This window comes from Bradyrhizobium retamae (assembly GCF_001440415.1).
Taxonomy (GTDB): domain Bacteria; phylum Pseudomonadota; class Alphaproteobacteria; order Rhizobiales; family Xanthobacteraceae; genus Bradyrhizobium; species Bradyrhizobium retamae.
This window is the reverse complement of the sequence record NZ_LLYA01000154.1, coordinates 43,784-65,834: the sequence shown is the minus strand read 5'-3', so window position 1 is coordinate 65,834 and position 22,051 is coordinate 43,784. Positions and strand designations below refer to the sequence as shown.

Below are 22,051 nucleotides of genomic sequence, written 5' to 3'. Positions count from 1 at the left end.
GGCACGCCAAATGCACGGTCGGGACCACGCTTTTCAGCGAGGGATCAGCGGGTTGGCCCCACAACGTCAGGCGTTGCCTAAAAACGATCTCCGGACGTCCCCTTGAAAGGCCTAACCCATGAAACGCGTATCTCTGGTTGTTACCCTTGCCCTAGCCGCCGGCCTCTCGGCCCAGGCCGCCTCGGCCCAAACCCTCAAGACGGTCAAGGACCGGGGTATGCTGTCCTGTGGGGTCAGCCAGGGCCTGCCGGGCTTCTCCACGCCGGACGACAAGGGTAACTGGACCGGGCTCGACGTCGACATCTGCCGGGCGATCGCGGCTGCCATTTTCAACGACGCGTCCAAGATCAAGTTCGTCCCGCTCTCGGCCAAGGACCGTTTCACCGCGCTGCAGTCGGGCGAGATCGACGTGCTGTCCCGCAACACCACCTGGACGCTGTCGCGTGATACTTCGCTGGGCGCCAATTTCACCGGCGTTACCTATTATGACGGCCAAGGCTTCCTGGTGAAGAAGTCGCTGAAGGTGAATTCGGCGCTGGAGCTCAACAGTGCGTCGGTTTGCGTGCAGACCGGCACCACGACAGAGCAAAACCTCGCCGACTACTTCAAGGGCAACAACATGAAGTACGAGGTGATCGCGTTCGCGACTGCCGACGAGACCGTCAAGGCCTATGAGTCCGGCCGGTGCGACGTGTTCACCTCCGACGTCTCCCAGCTCTATGCCGAACGCCTGAAGGTCGCCAACCCAGCCGATCACGTCGTGCTGCCCGAAGTGATCTCGAAAGAACCGCTCGGGCCGATGGTCCGCCATGGCGACGATCAGTGGTTCGATATCGTGAAATGGACGCTTTATGCGATGGTCGGTGCCGAAGAGCTCGGCTTGACACAGAAGAATGTGGACGAGATGGTCAAGTCCGACAAACCCGAGATCAAGCGCGCCGTCGGCACAGACGGCAATCTGGGCGAGCAACTCGGCCTGACCAAGGACTGGATGGTGCGGATCGTGAAGACGGTCGGCAATTACGGCGAGTCGTTCGAGCGCAACGTCGGTTCCGGCTCCAAGCTCGGTATTGCCCGCGGCCTCAACCAACTCTGGAGCAAGGGCGGTATCCAGTACGCCCCGCCGATCCGCTAAGCGCCTGCGAGAGGGGCTGCGGCGATGGCCATCGAACCCCGAAAACCACCGTCGCAGCTACTTCCCAGGCTGCAGCGCGCGCTCGGCGGCCGCGCTGGCTGGAGCGGCTTCGTCCTCCAGCTCCTGTTCGTCGCCGCACTCGCCTGGATCTCCTACGAGATCGTCGCCAATGCCCGCGCCAATTTGCAGGCGCAGCGGATCACGGCGGGCTTCGGCTTTCTTGCCAACAATGCCGGCTTTGACGTCAGCCAGAGCCTGATCCCCTATTCGGGGTCCGATCCCTACACGCGCGTCTTTGTGGTTGGCCTGCTCAACACGTTGCTGGTCTCGGTGATCGGCATCTTCTTCGCCACCCTGATCGGCTTCCTGGTTGCCCTCGGCCGGCTGTCGCCGAACTGGCTACTGGCGCGAATCTCGGGCGGCTATGTCGAACTGATCCGCAACCTGCCGCTGCTGTTCCAGATCCTGTTCTGGTACCTCGCGGTGCTCGCCGCTTTGCCCAATCCGCGGCAGAGCATCTCGGTCTTCGACAGTTTCTTTCTCAGCAACCGCGGCCTGGTCATTCCGAAGCCCATCGGGGAGGCTGGCTTCGAGCCGTTCGTCGTCGCCCTGCTGGTTGCGATCGTCGCCGCGATCATGTTGTGGCGCTACGCGCGCCGTCAGCTCTTCCAAAGCGGCAAGGTGATCAAGGTCTGGCCTTACGCGCTGGGCATGGTGGTCGGCCTGCCGTTGCTCAGCGTGCTGATTTTCGGCGCACCTGTCACGTTTGAGGTGCCCGTGCTCAGGGGCTTCAACTTCGCCGGGGGCTCACGCCTGATACCGGAGTTCGTCGCGCTGACACTGGCGCTGTCGACCTACACGGCGGCCTTCATCGCCGAGATCGTGCGCGCGGGTATTCTCTCCGTGCACAAGGGCCAGATGGAAGCCGGTTCCTCGCTCGGACTGCAGCGCGGCTCGGTATTGCGGCTGATCGTAATCCCGCAGGCGATGCGCGTGATTCTGCCCCCGCTCACCAACCAGTATCTCAACCTGACCAAGAACTCCTCGCTGGCGGTCGCGATCGGCTATCCCGATCTGGTCTCGGTGTTCGCCGGAACCACGCTGAGCCAGACCGGGCAGGCGATCGAAATCATCGGTATCACCATGGGCGTCTATCTCCTGATCTCGCTGGTCACCAGCGCAATCATGAGTTTCTATGGATGGCGGATCAGCCGGAGCATGGGCGGATGAGCGACACGACTTCATCCATTTTCGTCCGCCAAGACCTCGTGCCCGAGCGGGCCGCGCCGGTGAAGACCACCGGGTTCGTTGGCTTCCTGCGTACGCGCCTGCTCAATTCGCCGACCAACATCCTGATCACGATCGTCAGCCTGTTGTTGCTGTGGGTCACCGTTGTTCCGGCCGTGAAGTTCGCGTTCGTCGATGCGGTCTGGATCGGCAACGACCGCACCGCCTGCCTCCCGAAAAATCCGACCGATGTGGTTGGCGCCTGCTGGCCCTTTATTCAGGCCAAGTTTTCGCAGTTCATCTATGGCTTCTATCCGGAGCCGGAGCGCTGGCGCGTCAATCTCACGTTCATTCTTGCCGCGATCCTGTTGGTGCCGCTGCTGATTCCGCGGCTGCCGGCCAAGGGTCCCAACGCCATTCTGTTCTTCGTGGCGTTACCTGTCGTCGCCTTCTTCCTGCTGCGCGGCGGCGGACTCGGCGGCTTCGGCGTGAGCTGGACCGCCGGGCTTCTCTCGGGCTTCAACGACAGTATCGGAGACGGCGGCAGGAAGCTGGTGGCCTCCGGCGAGACGACGGCCATCATCGGACCGCTGCTATGGGTCATCGGCAAGCTGATCGTGCTGGTGAGCACGGTGGTCGGCTGGGTGCTGTTGCCGCTAACCTGGCTGCGCGATCAGATCCAGGCTTTTGGCCGTCCGGTCTGGGCGGATCTCGGGGCAACTGCCGTGATCGTGTCGGCGCTGCTGTTCTGGCTTGGCGGCGGCCTGCGGTCCGGCTGGCGGCCGCTGATCACCTGCCTTGGGATCTTTGTCGCCATCGCCCTGGTGATCGCCGTGATGGGGCTCGACAGCGGTGGACTTCCGGAGGTCGACACACGCTTGTGGGGCGGCCTTCTGGTGACGCTGGTGGTATCCGTCACCGGCATCGTCGCTTCGATGCCGGTCGGCATTGCGCTCGCGCTGGGGCGGCGCTCGACCATTCCGCTGATCCGTATTTTCTCGATCGCCTTCATCGAATTCTGGCGCGGCGTTCCGCTGATCACCGTGCTGTTCTTTGCAACCTATATGCTGCCACTATTCGTACCGACCGGCTTCACCATCGATGGGCTGATGCGTGCCCTGATCGGCATCGCGCTGTTCGCGGGCGCCTATCAGGCCGAAGTCATCAGGGGCGGCCTCGCGGCGATCCCGCGCGGGCAGGGCGAGGCGGCGAGCGCGCTTGGCCTGTCCTGGGCCAAGACCACGGCGCTGATCGTGATGCCGCAGGCGCTGCGCCACGTCATCCCCGGTCTCGTCAACAGCTTCATCGCGCTGTTCAAGGATACCTCGCTGGTCTCGATCGTCGCGCTGTTCGATCTCCTGGGGCAGCTCAGGGCTTCCTTCAGCGATCCGGTCTGGTCGACGCCGACGACGCTGTTCACCGGCTTTGCTTTCACCGGACTGATCTATTTCGTCTTCTGCTTCGGGATGTCGCGTTACTCGCTGTTCGTCGAGAACCGGCTGAACGCACATCGTCGCAACTGAGTACATCACCATGACCGCAAACTCGATCGTTGGCATCAACGCACTCAACAAATGGTACGGCGATTTTCACGTCCTGCGCGACATCAACCTCGATGTCGCCAAGGGCGAGCGCATCGTGATCTGCGGCCCGTCGGGCTCGGGCAAGTCGACGCTGATCCGCTGCATCAACGCGCTGGAGGAATTCCAGGAAGGCCAGATCGTGGTCGAGGGCATCGAACTCGGGCCGAACCTGCGGCGGGTGGATGAAGTCCGCCGCGAGGTTGGCATGGTGTTCCAGAGCTTTAACCTGTTTCCGCACCTGACCGTGCTGGAGAACTGCACGCTGGCGCCGATCTGGGTACGCAACATTCCGAAAAAGGACGCCGAGGCGACCGCGATGAAATTCCTGGAGCGGGTCAAGATCCCGCATCAGGCCAACAAATATCCCGGCCAAATGTCGGGCGGTCAGCAGCAACGCGTCGCCATTGCCCGCGCACTGACGATGAATCCGAAGGTGATGCTGTTCGACGAACCGACCTCGGCGCTCGACCCGGAAATGGTCAAGGAAGTGCTCGACACCATGGTCGATCTCGCGAAGGAAGGCATGACCATGCTGGTGGTCACCCACGAGATGGGATTTGCCCGCGAAGTCGCCAACCGCGTCGTCTTCATGGACGCGGGCCAGGTCATCGAATCAAACACGCCGCATGAATTCTTCGCCAACCCGCAGCACGCGCGGACGAAGCTGTTCCTGAGCCAGATCTTGCGGCATTGATCGGTCGCGTAGGGGGGCAAAGCGAAGCGTGCCCACCAACTGTATCGCGGTCCGATAGGTGGTGGGCACGGCGGAAGAGCGCCTTTGCCCACTCTACGACATAGCCCGCTCACACCTTCTCGAACGGCACGTCGATCTTGGTACGCTTTTCCAGCCATGCCGGCACCGGCAGGTTCTTCGAGCGCATGAATGCCGGATTGAACAGCTTTGACTGATAGCGGCCGCCGGAATCGGCCAGCACGGTGACGATGGTCTTGCCGGGTCCGAGCTGCTTTGCCAATCGGATCGCGCCGGCGACGTTGATACCGGTGGAGCCGCCGAGGCACAGGCCTTCCTGCTCGAGCAGTTCGTAGATCACCGTTACGGCTTCCTCGTCGGAAATCAGGAAAGCGTCATCGACAACAGCGGTCTCGATGATGGGCGTGACACGGCCGAGCCCGATGCCTTCAGTGATCGAGTCGCCTGGCGTCGATTTGGCGGTGCCATGCTTGAACAGCTCGTACATCGCGAAGCCGTGCGGATCGGCGCAGGCGGTCACGATGTCCTTGTTCTTTTCCTTCAGAAAGCGGCTGACGCCCGCGAGCGTGCCGCCGGTGCCCACCGAGCAGATAAAGCCGTCGACCTTGCCGCCGGTTTGCTCCCAGATCTCGGGGCCGGTGGACTCGTAGTGCGCCTTGGCGTTGTCGAGATTGTTCCACTGGTCGGCGAACAGCACGCCGTTTGGCTCGGTCTTGCGAAGCTGGTCAGCCAGCCGCCGTCCGACGTGCTGATAATTGTTCGGATTGGAATAGGGTAGTTGCGGCACTTCGATGAGCTCGGCGCCGCACAGCCGCAGCATGTCCTTCTTTTCCTGGCTCTGCGTTTCCGGGATCAGAATCAGCGTGCGGTAACCGCGGGCGCTGGCGACCACGGCCAGCCCGATGCCGGTATTGCCGGCGGTTGATTCCACCACGAGCCCGCCCGGTCTGAGATCGCCGCGCTTTTCGGCTTCGAGGATCATCCATTTGCCCGCGCGGTCCTTGACCGACTGGCCGGGATTCATGAATTCGGCCTTGCCGAGAATGGTGCAGCCGGTCGCTTCCGAAGCGTGCTTCAGCTTGATGAGGGGCGTGTTGCCGATCGCTTCGATGACGTCTTTGTTGAAGGCCATGTCTTTGAATCGCCGGTTTGTTTGCCTAATCGTTAGGCGACCCTAAAGGAGGGCCGCCAGCCATACAAGCCAGCGTTGGGGCAGGGCGATCAGCCCGATTTCGCAAACACCACCTGGCGCACGTCGATATTTCCGGACAGGAAACCGGCCTCGCAATAGGCGAGGTAATATTCCCACAGCCGCAGGAAGCGATCGTCGAAACCCGACGGCGTCAGGTTCGGCCAGGCCGCGCGGAAATTGCTTCGCCAGATCGCAAGCGTCTTGGCATAATCTTGCCCAAAGATACGTTCGCGGATGACGGGAACGCCGAAGCGTTCGCCGAGCGTTTTCAGGATCTGCGGCGACGGCAGCATGCCGCCCGGAAAGACGTAGCGCTGGATGAAGTCGACTTCGCGGCGATAGGCCTGGAACAGGCTGTCCTGGATGGTGATGGCCTGGATACCGGCGAGGCCACCCGGCAACAGGCGGTCGCGCAACTGTGAAAAATATTTCGGCCAGAATTGCTCGCCAACCGCCTCGATCATCTCGATCGAGACGATCCGGTCGTAGCGGTCGCGCTCGTCGCGGTAGTCCTGCAGCTTGATCTCGACCCTATCGCTGAGTCCGGCGTTCTGAATGCGCGCCTGTGCGAACTCGCGCTGTTCCTTGCTGATGGTGAGCCCGACCACCCTGGCGCCGAACGTCTTGGCAGCGTATTCGGCAAAGCCGCCCCATCCGCAGCCGATCTCCAACAGCTTCTGGCCCGGCCGCAGATCGATGGCCTCGGCGAGCCGCCGGTATTTGTTGTGCTGCGCGGCCGTCAGATCGGGCGTGTCGTCCTCGAACAGCGCCGACGAATAGGTCATGCTCGGATCGAGCCACGCCGAGTAGAAGGCGTTGCCGATATCGTAATGTGCATAGATGTTGCGGCGAGCCTGCCGCTTTGTGTTGCGGTTGAGCCAATGCCTGACGGCCTGGAAGGTGCGCGTCAGCGGATTGGCGACTAGCATCGTCTGCATCCAGTCCTGGTTGACGCAGAACAGATAGAGGAATTGCGTGAGATCGGGCGTGTCCCATTCACCGCGCAGATAGGCTTCCGCAATGCCGATGTCGCCGCCGCGCAGGAGCCGCGAGGCAAAGCCGTAGTCATAAATCTTCATCACGGCGGCAGGACCCGGCCCGTTGCCGCCCAACCGGACCACGCGGCCATCGGCCAGTGTCACGTCGAGCGTGCCTTGTTGCAGCTTTGAACCAAAGCCCAGCGCCAGCCGGACCATGCGGGGCAATTCCGGAAACGTCGCGTCTACAGTTTCCGATGTGACCGAAATCAACTCGGGCATGTGCGATCCATCGAATTGCGGTTTACCCGGGGCTTCGCATGGCCGATCGACCCTGCTCCAATGCTTGGCACGGGTGGACAACGCGGGCGAAGTATAGACGTTGATTTTTCCACTCGCCAAGCTGGTATTGAAGGCCGCCGTGGGACCGGCCGCTGCATTCCTCGTGGAGACAGAGCGCCGCGCGGGTTGACGCAGAAGCATTGCCGCTGATTCTCGAACCCACTACCGCGACTCGCATTTCGGCCTCCATTGCATGATGAGATATGGAGGGCCTGTTCCCGGAGTTTCGAATCGGCCACAGGCCGGGGCTCCGCTGTGCGATGAGCCGGTGCCGGACGTCAGAACAGGGGAAAAACCCCATGAAATCTTCGTAAGAATTCGACGGTCCTGCGGCGTCCCGACATCGTTCCAAACCTATAAAACAAGGGGAAGTGAGCTCCTTGTTGCCCGTTTTACGCACCTGAACGCACGACCGGCGAGGACTGCGCGGGGCTGTCCGCGTGCTGATCGCAAGGCTAATATCGGAGTTCGGTTCCAACGGAAGCATCACCCCCGTGAACGTGTCGCAGCCCAACAGGAGAAGCGCTCAAATTGCGCCGGGCCGGGATTTGCCCGGTGGAGAACGGGTGTGACCCAGCGAATTGCAACTGCTGCGATCGAAGGTTGGTCTGTTCTCATTCCGGGCGGCAAGCGGCTGGCGCGATCGCTTGCCGTGCTGGGGCTCGTCGCCAGCTCCGCGGGCTGCATTCTGACCAAGGACCTTCCCGACCCTGCGCTCGACATACCCGATGGCTACAAGGCGGCCCGGCTTTCGAAGGCCGCAGACGCACCACCGACGCTGGACTGGTGGCGCGGATTTCGTTCGCGGGAGCTGACGGGCCTGATGGAAGAGGCGCAGACCGTCAATCTGGACATTGCGGCCGCCACCGCGCGGTTCAGGCAGGCCGATGCGCAGGCACGAATCGCGGGCGCTGCGTTGCTGCCAACTCTCAGCGGCACCGGGTCGGAGAGCTATTCCCGCACCTCCGGTTCGAGCGCCAGCGGACTGTCCATTGGCGGCCGTGAGGTGGTCAACTATTCGGCATCGCTCAGCGCGAGCTACGAATTGGATTTCTGGGGCAAGAACCGCGACGCCGCTCAGGCGGCGGAGGAGACTGCGGTCGCCAGGCGCTTTGACCGCGACGTCATCGCGCTGACCACGCTGACGACGGTCGCCAATGCCTATTTCCAGGTGCTCGCCGCGCAGGATCGGATTCGTACCGCACAGCGAAACATCGCGAGCGCCGAGCGCATCCTGAGTGCCATCAAGGAGCGCTTCAGAGCCGGCACCGGTACCGACCTCGACGTCGCGCAACAGGAAAGCGTGGTGGCCAATCAGCGCGCGCTGGTGCCGCCGCTGCGGCAGACGCTCGACCAGAACATCAATGCGCTGGCGACTTTGGTGTCGCGTCCGCCAGAATCCGTGCGTGTCACTGGCGGAACACTCAATCGGATTGCCGCGCCGCGCGTCACGCCGGGCCTGCCTTCCGAGTTGCTGACGCAACGCCCCGACATCCGCCGCCAGGAAGCGCAGCTTGCCTCGGCCACCGCCAATGTCGGCAGCGCCCGCGCGCAGTTCTTTCCGAGCATTCAACTGACGGGGCAGGGCGGTTATCAAAGCTCGGCGTTGACGGCGCTGTTTCAGCCGCAAGCCGCGTTCTTCAGCATGGTCGGCAGCCTGACCCAACCGATCTTCGACGGCGGCCGGATCCTCGGCAATTTCGAGCTCACCAAGGCGCTGCAGGAAGAACTGCTGCAGACCTACCGCAAGACGGTGGTGCAAGCCTTTGCCGATGTCGATAACGCCCTGATGTCGATCCGCCAGACCACCGAGAGGTTGCGGCTGCAGCGCGAGGTCGTGGCGTCGTCGCGGCGGGCGTTTGAATTGTCCGAGCAGCAATTACGGGCCGGGACTGCCGACATCGTAGTCGTGCTAAATACGCAGCTAACATTGTTCCAGGCCGAGGATGCGCTGTCACAGGCTCAACTGGCCCGGCTGCTGGCAATCGTCAGCCTCTATCAGGCGCTGGGGGGCGGCTGGGAGCCCAGGATGGAAAGGCCGGTCGATGCTCTTTAAGCCGGAAGTGAAGGACGACCCGAAGACGGCCGGAAAGCGGGTCGTACGCGGCATTGGCCGGCGGATGGTGTCGCTTTCGATCACGCTGTTGATCCTCGGCGGTCTCGGCTATCTCGGCTGGAACGCCTTTCAGCAGAAACAGACCGGTCGTGGCGGGCCCGGTGCACGTCCCGATCTCCCGGTGCCGGTGCTGGCGGCTATGCCCCGCACGCAGGATGTGCCGGTCTATCTCGATGCCGTGGGCTCGGTCCGCGCGCTGAACACGGTGACGGTGCGCGCCCAGGTCGACGGCAAGCTGATCAAGGTGAACTTCGTCGAAGGTCAGGACGTCAAGCAGGGCGATGTGCTGGCCGAAATCGATCCCGTGATCTACCAGGCGCAGTACGATCAGGCGGTGGCGAAGAAGGCGCAGGACGAAGCGCTGCTCGCCAACCAGAAGCTCGATCTGGCGCGCTATCAGCAGCTTGCCGCCTCGAATGCCGGATCCAAGCAGCAGGCCGATACGCAGCGCGCCGTGGTCGCCCAGCAGGAAGCGCTGGTGCAGGCCGATCAGGCCGCGATCGACAATGCCAAGGCGATGCTCGGCTATACCAAGGTCATCGCGCCGTTGTCTGGGCGCGCCGGCCTGCGCCAGGTCGATCAGGGCAACATCATCCGCGCCTCCGACGTCACCGGCCTCGTTATCATCACCCAACTGCAGCCGATCGCGGTGCAGTTCAGTCTGCCGCAGCAGCAGATCGTGCGGGTCAACGCTGCCGCCGCCAAAGGCGTGCTGGCGGTGGACGTGTTCGGCAATGACGGCGTGACCGTCATCGACACCGGTACGCTCAAAGGCATCGACAACCAGGTCGATCCGACCACCGGCACGCTTAAGCTGAAGGCGGAGTTTCCCAACGCCAAACTCCAGCTCTGGCCCGGACAGTTTGTCAATGTGCGGCTGAAGGTCGAAACGCTGGAGAAGGCGATCGTGGTACCGAGCTCGGCGGTGCAACGTGGTCCGGTTGGGACATTCAGCTATGTGATCGGCCCCGACAATGTCGCGACCGCCAAGCCAGTCGTGGTGACGCAGCAGAACGAACACGATGCTGTCATCGCGAGCGGGCTTTCGATCTCCGACCGCGTGGTGACCACCGGCTTTGCCAATCTGTCTGACGGCGCCAAGGTCTTGATTGGCACCGACGATAGGGCGCCAACCGCCGACCTCGCGCCGCGCAAGCGCAGCCGCAGCCCCGATGCCAAGGCAGGTCCGGGCAAGGAGGGGCAAGCAAACGATGGCGAGCGCCGCGGCAAGCGCGAGCGCGGCGAGGGCGATCAAAAGGGACAAACCGGCCCGGCACCGGCCGAGCCAGCGCGCGGCGGCGCTGCGAAGTCGCAGCCATGATCGATACGCCGTACGCCTGAAATGAATTCGTAAAGTGAGCACGCAACCATGAGCGTCTCCGAACCGTTCATCCGCCGGCCGATCGCGACCTCGCTACTTGGGATCGCGCTGATGATCGGCGGCGCGCTCGGCTACTGGGCGCTGCCGGTATCGGCGCTGCCGCAGGTCGATTTCCCGACCGTGCAGGTGACGACGCAACTGCCGGGCGCCAGCCCCGACGTGGTCGCCTCGCTCATCACGGCGCCGCTGGAGCGCCAGCTCGGGCAGATTCCCTCGCTGTCCTCGATGCAGTCGACCTCCTCGTTCGGCGTCAGCCAGATATCGCTGCAGTTCGACCTCAACCGCGACATCGACGGCGCCACCCAGGATGTGCAGGCGGCCATCAACGCAGCGGCGGGCATCCTGCCAAGGAATCTGCCGTATCCGCCGACCTACGCCAAGGTAAACCCGGCGGATGCGCCGGTTTTGACTCTGGCGCTGACGTCGGAGACGATTTCGCTGCGCGCCATGAGCGATATAGCCGACACCATCCTCGGCCAGCGGCTCAGCCAGATTTCCGGCGTCGGGCGCGTTGCAATCCTCGGCGGGCTCAAGCCTGCGGTGCGGGTGCAGGCCGATCTGGCGCGGCTCGCCGCTTACGGCATCTCGATGGAAGATTTGCGTAGCGCCATCGCGGGCGCCAACGTCTCAGGGCCGAAGGGATCGCTCGACGGTGCGCAGCAGGCCTACACCATTGCCGCCAACGACCAGATTGCGGCAGCGGAGGCTTACAAGCCCATCATCATCGCCTATCGCAACGGCTCACCCGTCACGATCGGCGACGTCGCCACCATCATCGACGGGCTGGAAAACGATCGCACCGGCGGCTGGTATCAGGGCACGCCGGCCGTCATCATCGACATCCAGCGCCAGCCCGGCGCCAACGTTATCGAGGTCGTCAGGCAGATCCGCGACGAAATACCCAAGGTGCAGCGCGCGATTCCGGCCGGCGTCAATCTGACCATCGTCTCCGACCGCACCGTCACCATCCGTGCCTCGGTGCGGGACGTCCAGTTCACGCTGATCCTTTCCGTGGTGCTGGTGACGCTGGTGGTGTTGCTGTTCCTGCGGTCGCTGCGCGCGACCCTGATCGCGGGCGTGGCGCTGCCGCTGTCGCTGATCACGAGCTTCGGCATCATGTATTTTGCAGGCTTCAGCCTCGACAATCTGTCGCTGATGGCGCTGACGATCGGCACCGGATTCGTGGTCGACGACGCCATCGTGATGATCGAGAACATCGTCCGTCACATGGAAGACGGCGAGTCGGTGATGGAGGCGTCGCTGAAGGGCGCCAGCGAAATCGGTTTTACCGTGATCTCGCTGACGGTGTCGCTGACCGCGGTATTCATTCCACTTCTGTTCATGTCAGGGCTGGTCGGGCGCATGTTCCGCGAATTTGCGCTGACGCTGACGATTGCGGTCGTGACCTCGGCGATCGTCTCGCTGACGCTGACGCCGATGATGTGTTCGCGGCTGCTCAAGCATGTCGGGGAAGAGATGACGGTCCCAGGGCTTGCCGCCGTCAGCCGCTTTATCGACCGCATGGTCGCCTTCTACCATCGCACGCTGCTGTGGGTGCTGCGGCGCCAGCGCGCGACCCTTGTGGTGACGTTCGCCACCATCGCCGCGACGCTAATCATGTATGTGATCGCGCCGAAGGGCTTTCTGCCGCTGCAGGATACGGCCTCGATCACCGCAGTGACCGAGGCCGGTCCCGATGTTTCCTTTGCCGAGATGCAAAGCCGGCAGGCGACGGCGGCGGCCGCGATCCAGGCCGATCCAGACGTGATCGGCGTCGTCTCCGTGATCGGGGCCGGATCGGTCAATCCGACCACCAATGTCGGGCGTCTGGTGATGACGCTTAGGCCGCGCGGCGAGCGGCACGATGATATTTCCGTGGTGGTCGACCGGCTGAAACAGCGCACAGCGAAAATTCCCGGCATGACCATCTATTTCCAGCCGGTGCAGGACGTGCAGATCTCGACCCAGTCGAGCCGCTCGCAGTACCAGTACATACTGACCGGCACCGATGCCGCGCAGGTCTCGCTATGGTCGCAGAAGCTCATTGCCGAGATGCGCCGGGATCCGCTGTTCCGCGATGTCTCGTCGGAAGCGCAGGAGGGCGGCTTGCGCGCCGCGCTCAACATCGATCGTCAACGCGCCGGCCAGCTCGGCGTCAGCCTCCAGGCGGTCAACGACACCCTCAATGACGCCTTTGCGCAGCGGCAGATTTCGACGATCTACGGCCAGGCCAACCAGTATCGCGTGGTGCTGGAGGCGATGCCGATGTACCAGCGCGACCCCTCGATCCTGTCGAAACTCTATCTCCCGGGGGCCGCGAGCACGACCGCCGGCGCGCCCGGCGCCCAGGTGCCGCTGTCGGCAGTGGCGACGCTGACCCGCACGACCGCGCCGCTGGCGATTTCGCATCTCGCGCAGTTTCCGGCCGTCTCGCTCAGTTTCAACCTCGCCCCCGGCGAGGCGTTGGGCGATGCCGTCGAGGCGGTCAAGCAGATCGAGACCAGGATCGGCATGCCTGGCAGCATTGTCGGCGTCTATGCGGGTGACGCGGCCGAATTCGCCAAGTCGCTGGCCGGCCAGCCATGGCTCATTCTGGCGGCGATCGTCACCATCTACATCGTGCTTGGCGTGCTCTATGAGAGCTACATTCACCCGATCACCATTCTCTCGACGCTGCCGTCCGCCGGCGTCGGCGCCATTCTGGCGCTGATGTTGTTCGGGCAGGACCTGTCGGTGATCGGCCTGATCGGCATCATCCTGCTGATGGGCATCGTCAAGAAGAACGCGATCATGATGATCGACTTTGCGCTTGAAGCCGAGCGGCATCAGGGCATGTCGCCGAACGAAGCCATCGTGCAGGCCTGCCTGTTGCGCTTCCGCCCCATTATGATGACGACGCTGGCGGCGCTGTTCGGCGCGCTGCCGCTGGCGATCGAAAGCGGTACTGGCGCAGAATTGCGCTTTCCGCTCGGCATTTCCATCATCGGCGGCTTGCTGCTGAGCCAATTGCTGACGCTCTATACGACGCCGGTGATTTACCTGGCGCTCGACCGGCTCAACCGGAAAATTCAGAAGGCCGTGCCGGAGCCAGGGCCCACCGGGCCGCCGGTCGCTGGCGCCACCGAGGGGATGCAGTAGATGGCATCGATCTCGGAGCCCTTCATCCGCCGGCCGGTTGGTACCACGCTGCTGGCGATCGGGCTCTTCCTCGTCGGCATGGTCGCCTATGTTTTCCTGCCGGTCTCGTCGGTGCCCAACATCGACTTCCCGATGATCCGGGTGTCCGCCACGCGTCCCGGCGCCGATCCTTCCGTGATGGCCTCGACGGTCGCCGCGCCGTTGGAGCGCCGGCTCGGCCAGATTGCGGGCCTTGACCGGATCACCTCGACCAGTTCGCTCGGCACCACCAGCATCCAGTTGCAGTTCTCGATCGGCCGCAACATCGACCGCGCCGCGCGCGACGTGCAGGCGGCGATCAACGCTTCGCTGGCGGATCTGCCGACCGACCTGCCGTCGTTGCCACGATTCCGCAAGGCCAATCCCGCGGCCGCCCCGGTGTTCGTGCTGGCGCTGACGTCTAAGACGCTGACGACGAGTGCGATGTATGACGTCGCCGATACCGTGATTGCGCAGCGCATCTCGCAGGTTCCGGGGGTAGGCGAAGTCAACGTCACCGGCGCCGACCAGCCGGCGGTACGGATTGCGCTGAACCCCGTGGCGCTGTCGAATGCCGGGATCGCGACCGACGACGTGCGGCTCGCCATCATCAATGCCAATCCGCTGGGACCGGTCGGCATTTTCAACGGCGGCCGCCAGAGCGAGACGATCTCGACCAACAAGCAGATGCGTACCGCGGCCGAATTCCGCGACATCATCATCAAGAGTTCGGCCGGCAATTTCGTCCGCCTCGTCGATGTCGCCGAGGTCGAGGATTCCGTCCGCAACAGCCGCTCGATCGCCTGGTTCAACAAGCAGCCGGCGGTCCTGATCCAGATCACCAAGCAGGGCGATGCCAACGTGATCGATACTGTCGACCGGGTGAGGGCGCTGCTGCCCGAACTGAAGCAGTGGCTGCCCGGCGGCGTGGAAATTTCGACCCTCGTCGACCGCACCGGCACCATCCGCGCCAGCGTGCTCGACATGCAGTACACGCTGCTGGCGACGGCATTTCTCGTCATGGTGGTGGTGTTCGCGTTCCTGCGGCGGCTGACGCCGACCATTGCGGCCGGCGTTTCGGTGCCGCTGGCGCTGGCCGGCACCTGCGCCGGGATGTGGCTCGCCGGCTTCTCGATCGACAATCTGTCGCTGATGGCGTTGGCGATCTCGGTCGGCTTCGTGGTTGACGACGCCATCGTCATGATCGAGAACATGTACCGCAACCTAGAACATGGCATGGCGCCGTATCCGGCGGCGCTCGAAGGCGCCAAGCAGATCGGCTTCACCGTGCTGTCGATCAGCCTGTCGCTGATCGCGGCCTTCACGCCGCTGATTTTCATGGACGGCATCGTCGGCCGGCTGCTGCGCGAATTCTCTCTGACGTTGACCTTTGCCATCGTGGTGTCGACGGTCGTGTCACTCACGATCACGCCGATGATCTGCGCGCATTATATCAAGGAAGCGACCTCCGATCGTGCGACCTGGTTCGACCGGCTGGTCGAGGGCACGCTGTCGCGCATCGTTTCCTTCTACACCTGGACGCTGCGGGCGGTGCTCGGCTTCCCGTTCCTGACCCTACTCGTGTTCTTTGCCACCATTGCGCTGACGGTGGTGCTCTATATCAAGACGCCGAAAGGCTACTTCCCGACCGACGACAGCGGTCTTGTGATCGGCGCCACGCGCGCATCTCCCGATACCTCGTTCCAGGCGATGCTCGGGCTGCAGCAGCAACTGGCCGATATCGTGATGGCCGATCCGGCGGTCGCCGCCATCGGCTCTTCACTCGGCGGCACCGCCGGTCCGGGCGGCGGCGGCTCCAACCGCGGCACCATGTTCATCAGCCTGAAGCCGCCGGAGGAGCGGGCCGGCATGTCGACGGCGCAGGTGATCGATCGCCTGCGCAAGAATCTCTACCGGGTCGCCGGCATCCGCCTGTTCATGTTCGCGGCGCAGGACCTCCGCACCGGCGGTAGGCAAAGCGATTCCGATTACCAGTACACGCTGTCGAGCACGAATCTCGAGCTCCTGCAGAAATGGGCGCCGCTGGTCGCCAAGCGCATGGAGACGGTGGAGGGTATCACCGACATCTCCAGCGACCGCGACCCCGGCGGGCTGCAATTGTCGCTGGTGATCGACCGCAAGACCGCCTCGAGCCTCGGCGTTAGCGTCCAGGACATCGACAACGCCCTGAACAACGCCTTCGCGCAGCGCCAGATTTCGATCATCTATACCCAGCGCAACCAGTACATGGTGGTGCTGGAAATCGACCCGAAGTTCCAGAGCGATCCTTCCAATTTGGAGCGGATCTATGTGGCAGGTGCCAACGACGCCCAGGTGCCGCTATCGGCCGTGGTGCGCTACCAGCGCGGCCTGTCGCCGCTTGCGGTGTACCACTCGCAATCGTTCCCCTCGACGACGGTCTCGTTCAATCTGCTGCCCGATGTGCCGCTGGAGGTCGCGACCTCCAACATCCAGCGCGCGGTCGAGGAGCTGCATATGCCGGAGGGCATCCGCGGCAGTTTCGACGGCAGTGCCGGCGACTTCGATAGGACCAGCGGGCGGCAGCCGCTTCTGATCCTCGGCGCATTGGTGGCGATGTATATCGTGCTCGGCGTGCTCTATGAGAGCCTGGCGCATCCGATCACGATCATCTCCACCCTGCCATCCGCAGGTCTCGGCGCGCTGCTGGCGCTGCAGGTGACCAATACGCCGCTGACCGTGATCGCCTTTGTCGGCATTATCCTGCTGATCGGCATCGTCAAGAAGAACGGCATCATGATGGTGGACTTCGCGCTCGATGCCGAGCGCCACCGGGGCCTGTCGTCGGCTGACGCGATCTTCGAGGCCTGCCGCGCCCGCTTCCGGCCGATCCTGATGACGACGATGGCGGCGCTGTTCGCTGGCATTCCGCTGGTCATCGCCACCGGCCCCGGCACCGAGCTGCGCCGGCCGCTCGGCATCACCATCATCGGCGGACTGGTCGTGTCGCAGATCCTGACGCTGTACACGACGCCGGTGATCTATCTCCTGATCGACCGGCTGCGGCGGCGATCGCGACCGGCCGCGATCGCCGCGCCTGCCGAATAGTTGGATTACTGCCTGCGGAAAGCGTATAGCGGGCGGATGTCAAACCAATCCAGTTCCGAGGCCGGAACCGCGGTGGAGGCCGTTCCGGACTGTGCACATTGCGGCAAGCCGCTGCCGCTCTGCATCTGCGACAGCGTCAAGCCGATCGAGAGCAATATCTCGCTCCTGATCCTGCAGCATCCGCAGGAACAGGACAGGACGCTCGGCACGGCGCGGCTGACGGCTATGCACTTCAAAGACGCCGTCGTCAAAATCGGCCTGTCCTGGCCAAGCCTCTCCAAGGCACTGGGACGGAAGGTCGACGATCCCTCCCGTTGGGCGGTGCTCTATCTCGGCTCGGCCAAGGTCAGCGATCTCGACACCGATGCCGAGATCGTGGCGATCAACCGCAAGGGCGAGGTCGAACCGCACCAGCGCGCCATCCTGTCCGACATCGAAGGCGTCGTGCTGCTGGACGGCACATGGAGCCAAGCCAAGGCGCTGTGGTGGCGCAACGCGTGGATGCTGAAATGCCAGCGGATTATTCTGGGCCCGAAGCGCCCCTCGCGTTACGGCAAACTCCGCAAGGAACCGCGCCGCGACGGCCTCTCCACCATCGAGGCCGCCGGCCTGCTGCTCGCCGGGCTCGAGAAGCGGCCCGAGATCGCCGGGGCACTCAACGCCAGCTTTGACCGCATGCTGGCGAGGTATCAGCAAGTGCAGGCGGCGATGCCGGAACTTGCACCGAAGCCGAAGAAGCGGGATTACCGCCGTCGCAAGCGCGGCTAACTCTTGATCTTCGAGCTAGAGCTGCGTCGAGGGGATTGCTGCATCTCAAATTGTGCAGCGTTGCCCGGTAACCGTCATGACCATGATACCAACGCGGCGGTTCCAATGTCTGGAAGGAAACATAACGACCTGTGGACAAGGATGACATTCCCATTGACGATGCTAAATTCTTCGCTCTCCGCGTAAACAATTTGGAGCAAAAGTCGATGTCTTTAACCACAGAAATCCTCACTCGATCTCCATTGCTTGACGCTAATGAAATCGAAGGGGAAATCGGTACTCTCATCTACAACGCCCGGCGAGCGCCCGCCATCCGAGAAATACCCCACAGCGATGACCACCCGTTGCCGAAAGGCCCGATGCCCGACTATGTCGAGCACAAGGAGGGGGTCAATCAGGTGGGCAAACTCTCGGCCGAAGCTGTGGTCCGCGAGTATGATGCGGCAGTAAAGGAGATTGAAGCACTCGGTGCGGAACTGACTGACGCCGCCAAACGATGTGAAGCGATGGTGGCTGGCGTTCACGCCATGGTTTCCGAGATCAAGGAATTGGCTGCGAACTATCGCGAGGAAGGCAAGCGCTACTTCCTGCAGATCGAGGATTGTTCCCTGATGACGTCCGAAGTCCGCAGTGTCTGCGAGACGCTCAAAAAGAAGATCGCCGCAGGCGGTAGTATCGCTGCCTGATGTTCCGGCTGTGGCCGGTCTTGCTGGTGGCCGCGCCGTTCATCGTCGTGGCCATCAGCATGCTGTTGTAATCGCGCACCGGGCATTCAGGCGCAGCACAGTTCGGATTAGTAGCAAATCGGTCAGATTGGCTGGCCACGGTTCCGCCGTGCCGTCCCGATGCCATCGTGGTGATATGTCGCCAACACTGCCCGAAGCGGGAACCCATTTACAGCCTTAGCAATTATCTGCGCCATGCATCTGGAGGCGAGCGGGTCGGGCGCGGCTCGTCTTCAGCGGTTTCAGAGCTCTGCGCGCCCAGGGAAAGGATATTGCCGCTTTGCCGTCTTCAATCACCTCGCATCTCCCTTTCGGCGGCGCCGAAATCAGCCTGCGGAAGAAATTCCGCCTGTTCTTCACGGTCGGCATCATCGTCCTGTTACTCGGCGGCGCCAAGGCAATCGTTCACTATCTCGGATTCGAGTTCCTCGAGCTCAACGGGCTGGTGACCAGCGGCATTGGCGGCGCCATCTTCATCATCGGCTTCCTGCTGTCGAGCATTCTCAAGGATTACAAGGAAGCCGAACAAATTCCGACGGCACTGCGCACCGCGACCGAAGCAATCGACGGCGATCTGGAATGCTTCGCGCAAACCAACGAGCGCTTCAATCTCAGGGAAGCGCGGCTGATCCTGATCGGGGTCATTGCAAAGCTGCGCGAAGGCCTGGACCGTGCCTACGACCACAAGAACATTGCCCCTGTGCTTGACGAACTCAGCAAGCTGACGCCCATCCTCGGTCGACTGGAGGGAATGGGCATGGCTGCGAATTTCGTCGTGCGTCTTCGCACTAATCAGGATGCGATCCGCAGGGCTCTGCTTCGCATCTACACCATCCAGCGCGTCGAATTCGTTCCATCGGTGCATGTGCTCGTGCAAACGCTGGTGTTCTCGATCATCGTCCTGTTGCTCCTGCTGAAGACGGAGGGCGATCCGGCCGCGGCCCTGTTGTTTGGATTCATCACCTACATGTTCGTCTACGTCCTGTATCTGATCCGGCTGCTCGAACAGCCTTTCGCCAAGGGCCAGGGCTCCGTCGACGATGTCAGTTTCTTCCTGCTTGATGAACTGGAGGCGCAATTGCGGCGCTCGCTCGACCCCGCCGTCGGACGGCGGCGGCTTCACGCAATAGATCGGGTCTGAGCGGTGCACGGTGTCTGGACGGCGCGGCGACGGTGCTGCGTCGTCCGTTGCGGACACACGTTGCTCCATTCTGTCGCTCGCACTATGACTGACGCGTCGGATGCAAGCGGAGCAACGCGATGGAACTTGCGGCGCATTGGCGCCTGTCGAAACAGGCTTCGATCGATCTCGTTTTCTTCTGCGGCGTTCCGTTCGTGCTGGCAATGCTTTCGGTCGTTCTCGGACCGCACGCGGCCACCATGGGAGGCGCAGGCGCGACGCTTTATGTTCTCGCGCTCGCCATGGTGCCCTGGTGTCTGACCGGCCTTGCCACCCAATTGGTGAGCAAAACAGCCGGACGAAGACTGCCGCTTTGGCTGATCGCAGCCATCGGCGCCGTCGTCTCCGGCCCCTTCGTGTCGCTTTACGTCCATTTCGTCAATTCGATCGCTTCAGAGATCTGGCCTGCGCTGGACGCTTTGCGGCCGGCGACGTTCAGCGCAGAGCATCTCAAATCCGCTGCGCTGTCCGAGGGGCGGGCCATCGTTCTCTGGATCGCCTTTGTCGTCATTTTCCATGAGACGCTGGGCTGGGAGCGGTTTGCGGCACCGGCCAAGGAGACGGGCTGCGAAGACCGCTTTCAACTGAGCGGCGCCGAATGGACGGCGGAAGACGATGCGCTGCTGCGCTCGCTGATCGGCAGCGGCAAGCCCCCAAGAGCCATCGCGCTGGAAATGAAACGGACGGTCGGGGGCATCCGCGCAAGGACCGCCAAGCTGGGTCTGCGGAATAACCGAATTGGCGATCCGTCTGGAGGTTGAGGAGGCGGCCTTCTTTGAAAGGTGTCGGTTTGCTAACCAGCGCAGGCAGGAATTCCGCTGCTTGGTTGCCTATCCGGGGCGGGGCGTATATGAGTGCGCCCGATGGGGCCACGTGGCGGAGTGGTTACGCAACGGTCTGCAAAACCGTGTACACCAGTTCAATTCTGGTCGTGGCCTCCATTCATATAATCAATGACTTAGACCGATTATATGAGAGGCCCCACAAGCCGGCCGCGATCAGCAGGCGGCGTGCCAGCCCTCGGGAAACGGAACCAGCGGCCAAGAGGCTCCATTGTCGTTGGCGGCGCGTGGCGACGGATAAAGGCGCTGGGTCTGGACCACGAAATCATCCTCCGGGGCTGGAGCAATGGCCGTCTGCACGGTTTCCAGCAGCAGATCGTATTCAACTTCGCTCATCGCGCGCTCCGGGTTCCAGAGGCGATGATCTCAAAAGTATTTTGTTCCCAGATTGAGCGGATCGTTCGAATTTTATCGATCCGGCGGCCGCGGCAAAGCTGGTTACTAAAGTGTTGAGTTTCAGTGTTGAGTTTCCCGCGCGAACCCTAGGCACGCACGCGCGCAGCGCGTGTGAGAAAAATCACATTTTGCAGAAATCAACTCGCGTATTCGGCTTGGATGACGCCCGCCTTGCCACGGCGGGGCATGGTCCAGGAAGACGCGGTCATGAAGGCAGGGTCGCGCGAAGTGCGGCACTGCTCCATCGTTCCCACCGGGCTTCGACGCTCGGTTTCCTGCTGACGCTGATGGCGAGCAGTGCGGCCCATGCCCAGCAAGGCACGCCCGAACAGCGCAGGGCCTGCACGCCCGACGTCTAGCGGCTCTGTGCCGGCGAAATCCCGAACGCGCGTGCGATCACCGCATGCCTGCGCCGGCAGAAGGCAAGCCTGAGCGCGGCTTGTGCTGCGGTGTTCGAGCGGTACGGGCGGGGCGGTACGGCATCCGCCGACGTTCTCAGGTCTCCAGCGTCGCCAGATTCTTCGGCAGCATTCGCTTGAACAAGGTGAGGATGCGGGCGGCCTCCTTTGTGTCCTGCGTGATTGCATGGCGTACCGTCGCCGCGATCAGCATCATCATCAGTTGGGAAAACGAGGCCAGCGCAGTTGCTGATACATCGGGTGCGATCCGCCGCAATGTGTCGCCGAGCAGCCCGGCGAGATAGACGCCGTCCTCCTCGTCAAGCTTTTGCAGCGCCCGGTCGGCCTGCGTCGCTTGCCAGATGTCGCGCATCAGCGGCACGTCCATGAACATCCGATAGTAGCTGTCGGTAATGCGGCACAGGGCCGGGTGCAGATCCCGGGCAGTCTTGACCATGGCGAGATCGCGCCGCACGCAATCGCGGCCGATCGCGTTGTAGCGTTCCGCGAGCGTGCCGATGATTGCGGTCTTGTCCGGAAAATATTGATAGAGCGAACCGAACGGCACGCCGCTGCGTTCGACGACGTCGCTCATGCGGAAGGCTTCGCTGCCTTTCTCGGCCATCAGCTCTGCCGCGCATTGCAGGATTTTCTCGAACCGCTCGCGGCTGCGCTGCTGGGTCGGGACCAGCCGCGCCAACGCGGGCGCAGCCGTTGCGGCCACCTTCTGTCCGGCTTTTCGCCTCGCCATCGGTCCTCTCACATAAAAGCGACTTGACGTTACCAATACGAGAGTTTATCGGGTTTAGCAAATACGATATATTCTCGTATTAT

Annotated in this window: 16 protein-coding genes and 1 tRNA gene; 13 read left to right on the top strand and 4 right to left on the bottom strand. The window is 62.8% G+C overall.

Annotation, left to right across the window (positions count from 1 at the left end; genetic code table 11):
- Positions 1–118 precede the first annotated feature (118 nt).
- The 4 genes from CQ13_RS18080 to CQ13_RS18065 are packed head-to-tail and all read left to right on the top strand — an operon-like array spanning position 119 to position 4,639.
- Positions 119–1,135: an amino acid ABC transporter substrate-binding protein gene (locus tag CQ13_RS18080; protein ID WP_057844194.1), complete on the top strand. Its 1,017-nt coding sequence runs from the start codon at positions 119–121 to the stop codon at positions 1,133–1,135.
- 24 nt (positions 1,136–1,159) lie between these two features.
- Positions 1,160–2,365 (top strand): amino acid ABC transporter permease, encoded by a 1,206-nt coding sequence (locus CQ13_RS18075; RefSeq protein WP_057844193.1) that lies wholly within the window; start codon positions 1,160–1,162, stop codon positions 2,363–2,365.
- Entirely contained in the window at positions 2,362–3,885 is a 1,524-nt protein-coding gene (locus CQ13_RS18070) for an amino acid ABC transporter permease (protein ID WP_057844238.1), read from the top strand. Before CQ13_RS18075 ends, CQ13_RS18070 begins: the two co-directional genes overlap by 4 nt.
- Positions 3,886–3,895: 10 nt before the next feature.
- Positions 3,896–4,639, top strand: a complete 744-nt coding sequence (locus tag CQ13_RS18065) for an amino acid ABC transporter ATP-binding protein (protein WP_057844192.1) — start codon at positions 3,896–3,898, stop codon at positions 4,637–4,639.
- A gap of 109 nt (positions 4,640–4,748) precedes the next feature.
- On the opposite strand, the gene CQ13_RS18060 is transcribed toward CQ13_RS18065, so the two are convergent.
- Positions 4,749–5,789 (bottom strand): cysteine synthase A, encoded by a 1,041-nt coding sequence (locus tag CQ13_RS18060; RefSeq protein WP_057844191.1) that lies wholly within the window; start codon positions 5,787–5,789, stop codon positions 4,749–4,751.
- A gap of 89 nt (positions 5,790–5,878) precedes the next feature.
- Positions 5,879–7,108 carry an SAM-dependent methyltransferase gene (locus CQ13_RS18055; RefSeq protein WP_057844190.1) on the bottom strand — a complete coding sequence of 410 codons (1,230 nt, stop codon included), beginning with the start codon at positions 7,106–7,108 and terminating at the stop codon, positions 5,879–5,881.
- A 655-nt stretch (positions 7,109–7,763) separates the two neighbouring features.
- Here CQ13_RS18055 and CQ13_RS18050 point away from each other — a divergent pair.
- The 9 genes from CQ13_RS18050 to CQ13_RS18010 all read left to right on the top strand — a co-directional run bounded on the left by CQ13_RS18050 (position 7,764) and on the right by CQ13_RS18010 (position 20,522).
- A complete protein-coding gene (locus CQ13_RS18050) occupies positions 7,764–9,224 on the top strand; it encodes an efflux transporter outer membrane subunit (RefSeq protein ID WP_245309220.1) in 1,461 nt (486 codons plus the stop codon).
- On the top strand, positions 9,214–10,605 hold the full coding sequence (locus CQ13_RS18045; protein ID WP_057844189.1) for an efflux RND transporter periplasmic adaptor subunit: 1,392 nt from the start codon (positions 9,214–9,216) through the stop codon (positions 10,603–10,605). The genes CQ13_RS18050 and CQ13_RS18045 overlap by 11 nt, the downstream gene beginning before the upstream one ends.
- 48 nt (positions 10,606–10,653) lie before the next feature.
- Positions 10,654–13,803, top strand: coding sequence for an efflux RND transporter permease subunit (locus CQ13_RS18040; RefSeq protein WP_057844188.1), 3,150 nt, complete (start codon positions 10,654–10,656; stop codon positions 13,801–13,803).
- Complete coding sequence (locus tag CQ13_RS18035) at positions 13,804–16,908, top strand: efflux RND transporter permease subunit (protein ID WP_057844187.1); 3,105 nt, start codon at positions 13,804–13,806, stop codon at positions 16,906–16,908.
- Between the two features lie 36 nt (positions 16,909–16,944).
- Entirely contained in the window at positions 16,945–17,676 is a 732-nt protein-coding gene (locus tag CQ13_RS18030; RefSeq protein WP_057844236.1) for a tRNA-uridine aminocarboxypropyltransferase, read from the top strand.
- 131 nt (positions 17,677–17,807) lie between these two features.
- Positions 17,808–18,362: a hypothetical protein gene (locus CQ13_RS44485; protein ID WP_197427365.1), complete on the top strand. Its 555-nt coding sequence runs from the start codon at positions 17,808–17,810 to the stop codon at positions 18,360–18,362.
- A gap of 319 nt (positions 18,363–18,681) precedes the next feature.
- Positions 18,682–19,542: a hypothetical protein gene (locus CQ13_RS18020; protein ID WP_057844186.1), complete on the top strand. Its 861-nt coding sequence runs from the start codon at positions 18,682–18,684 to the stop codon at positions 19,540–19,542.
- A 119-nt stretch (positions 19,543–19,661) separates the two neighbouring features.
- Positions 19,662–20,342, top strand: coding sequence for a hypothetical protein (locus tag CQ13_RS18015; RefSeq protein WP_057844185.1), 681 nt, complete (start codon positions 19,662–19,664; stop codon positions 20,340–20,342).
- Between the two features lie 106 nt (positions 20,343–20,448).
- A tRNA-Cys gene (locus CQ13_RS18010) sits at positions 20,449–20,522 on the top strand.
- A gap of 57 nt (positions 20,523–20,579) precedes the next feature.
- Here CQ13_RS18010 and CQ13_RS18005 read toward each other — a convergent pair.
- Positions 20,580–20,759 (bottom strand): hypothetical protein, encoded by a 180-nt coding sequence (locus CQ13_RS18005; RefSeq protein ID WP_057844184.1) that lies wholly within the window; start codon positions 20,757–20,759, stop codon positions 20,580–20,582.
- A 555-nt stretch (positions 20,760–21,314) separates the two neighbouring features.
- Positions 21,315–21,968, bottom strand: coding sequence for a TetR/AcrR family transcriptional regulator (locus tag CQ13_RS18000; RefSeq protein ID WP_057844183.1), 654 nt, complete (start codon positions 21,966–21,968; stop codon positions 21,315–21,317).
- Positions 21,969–22,051: the final 83 nt, after the last annotated feature.

Coding starts and splice junctions, on each gene's coding strand:
- CQ13_RS18015 (WP_057844185.1), top strand. CDS start 19,662: ATGGAACTTGCGGCGCATTGGCGCCTGTCGAAACAGGCTTCGATCGAT.
- CQ13_RS18035 (WP_057844187.1), top strand. CDS start 13,804: ATGGCATCGATCTCGGAGCCCTTCATCCGCCGGCCGGTTGGTACCACG.
- CQ13_RS18065 (WP_057844192.1), top strand. CDS start 3,896: ATGACCGCAAACTCGATCGTTGGCATCAACGCACTCAACAAATGGTAC.
- CQ13_RS18070 (WP_057844238.1), top strand. CDS start 2,362: ATGAGCGACACGACTTCATCCATTTTCGTCCGCCAAGACCTCGTGCCC.
- CQ13_RS18055 (WP_057844190.1), bottom strand. CDS start 7,108: ATGCCCGAGTTGATTTCGGTCACATCGGAAACTGTAGACGCGACGTTT.
- CQ13_RS18060 (WP_057844191.1), bottom strand. CDS start 5,789: ATGGCCTTCAACAAAGACGTCATCGAAGCGATCGGCAACACGCCCCTC.
- CQ13_RS18075 (WP_057844193.1), top strand. CDS start 1,160: ATGGCCATCGAACCCCGAAAACCACCGTCGCAGCTACTTCCCAGGCTG.
- CQ13_RS18080 (WP_057844194.1), top strand. CDS start 119: ATGAAACGCGTATCTCTGGTTGTTACCCTTGCCCTAGCCGCCGGCCTC.
- CQ13_RS18005 (WP_057844184.1), bottom strand. CDS start 20,759: ATGAGCGAAGTTGAATACGATCTGCTGCTGGAAACCGTGCAGACGGCC.
- CQ13_RS18040 (WP_057844188.1), top strand. CDS start 10,654: ATGAGCGTCTCCGAACCGTTCATCCGCCGGCCGATCGCGACCTCGCTA.
- CQ13_RS18000 (WP_057844183.1), bottom strand. CDS start 21,968: ATGGCGAGGCGAAAAGCCGGACAGAAGGTGGCCGCAACGGCTGCGCCC.
- CQ13_RS18030 (WP_057844236.1), top strand. CDS start 16,945: ATGTCAAACCAATCCAGTTCCGAGGCCGGAACCGCGGTGGAGGCCGTT.
- CQ13_RS18045 (WP_057844189.1), top strand. CDS start 9,214: ATGCTCTTTAAGCCGGAAGTGAAGGACGACCCGAAGACGGCCGGAAAG.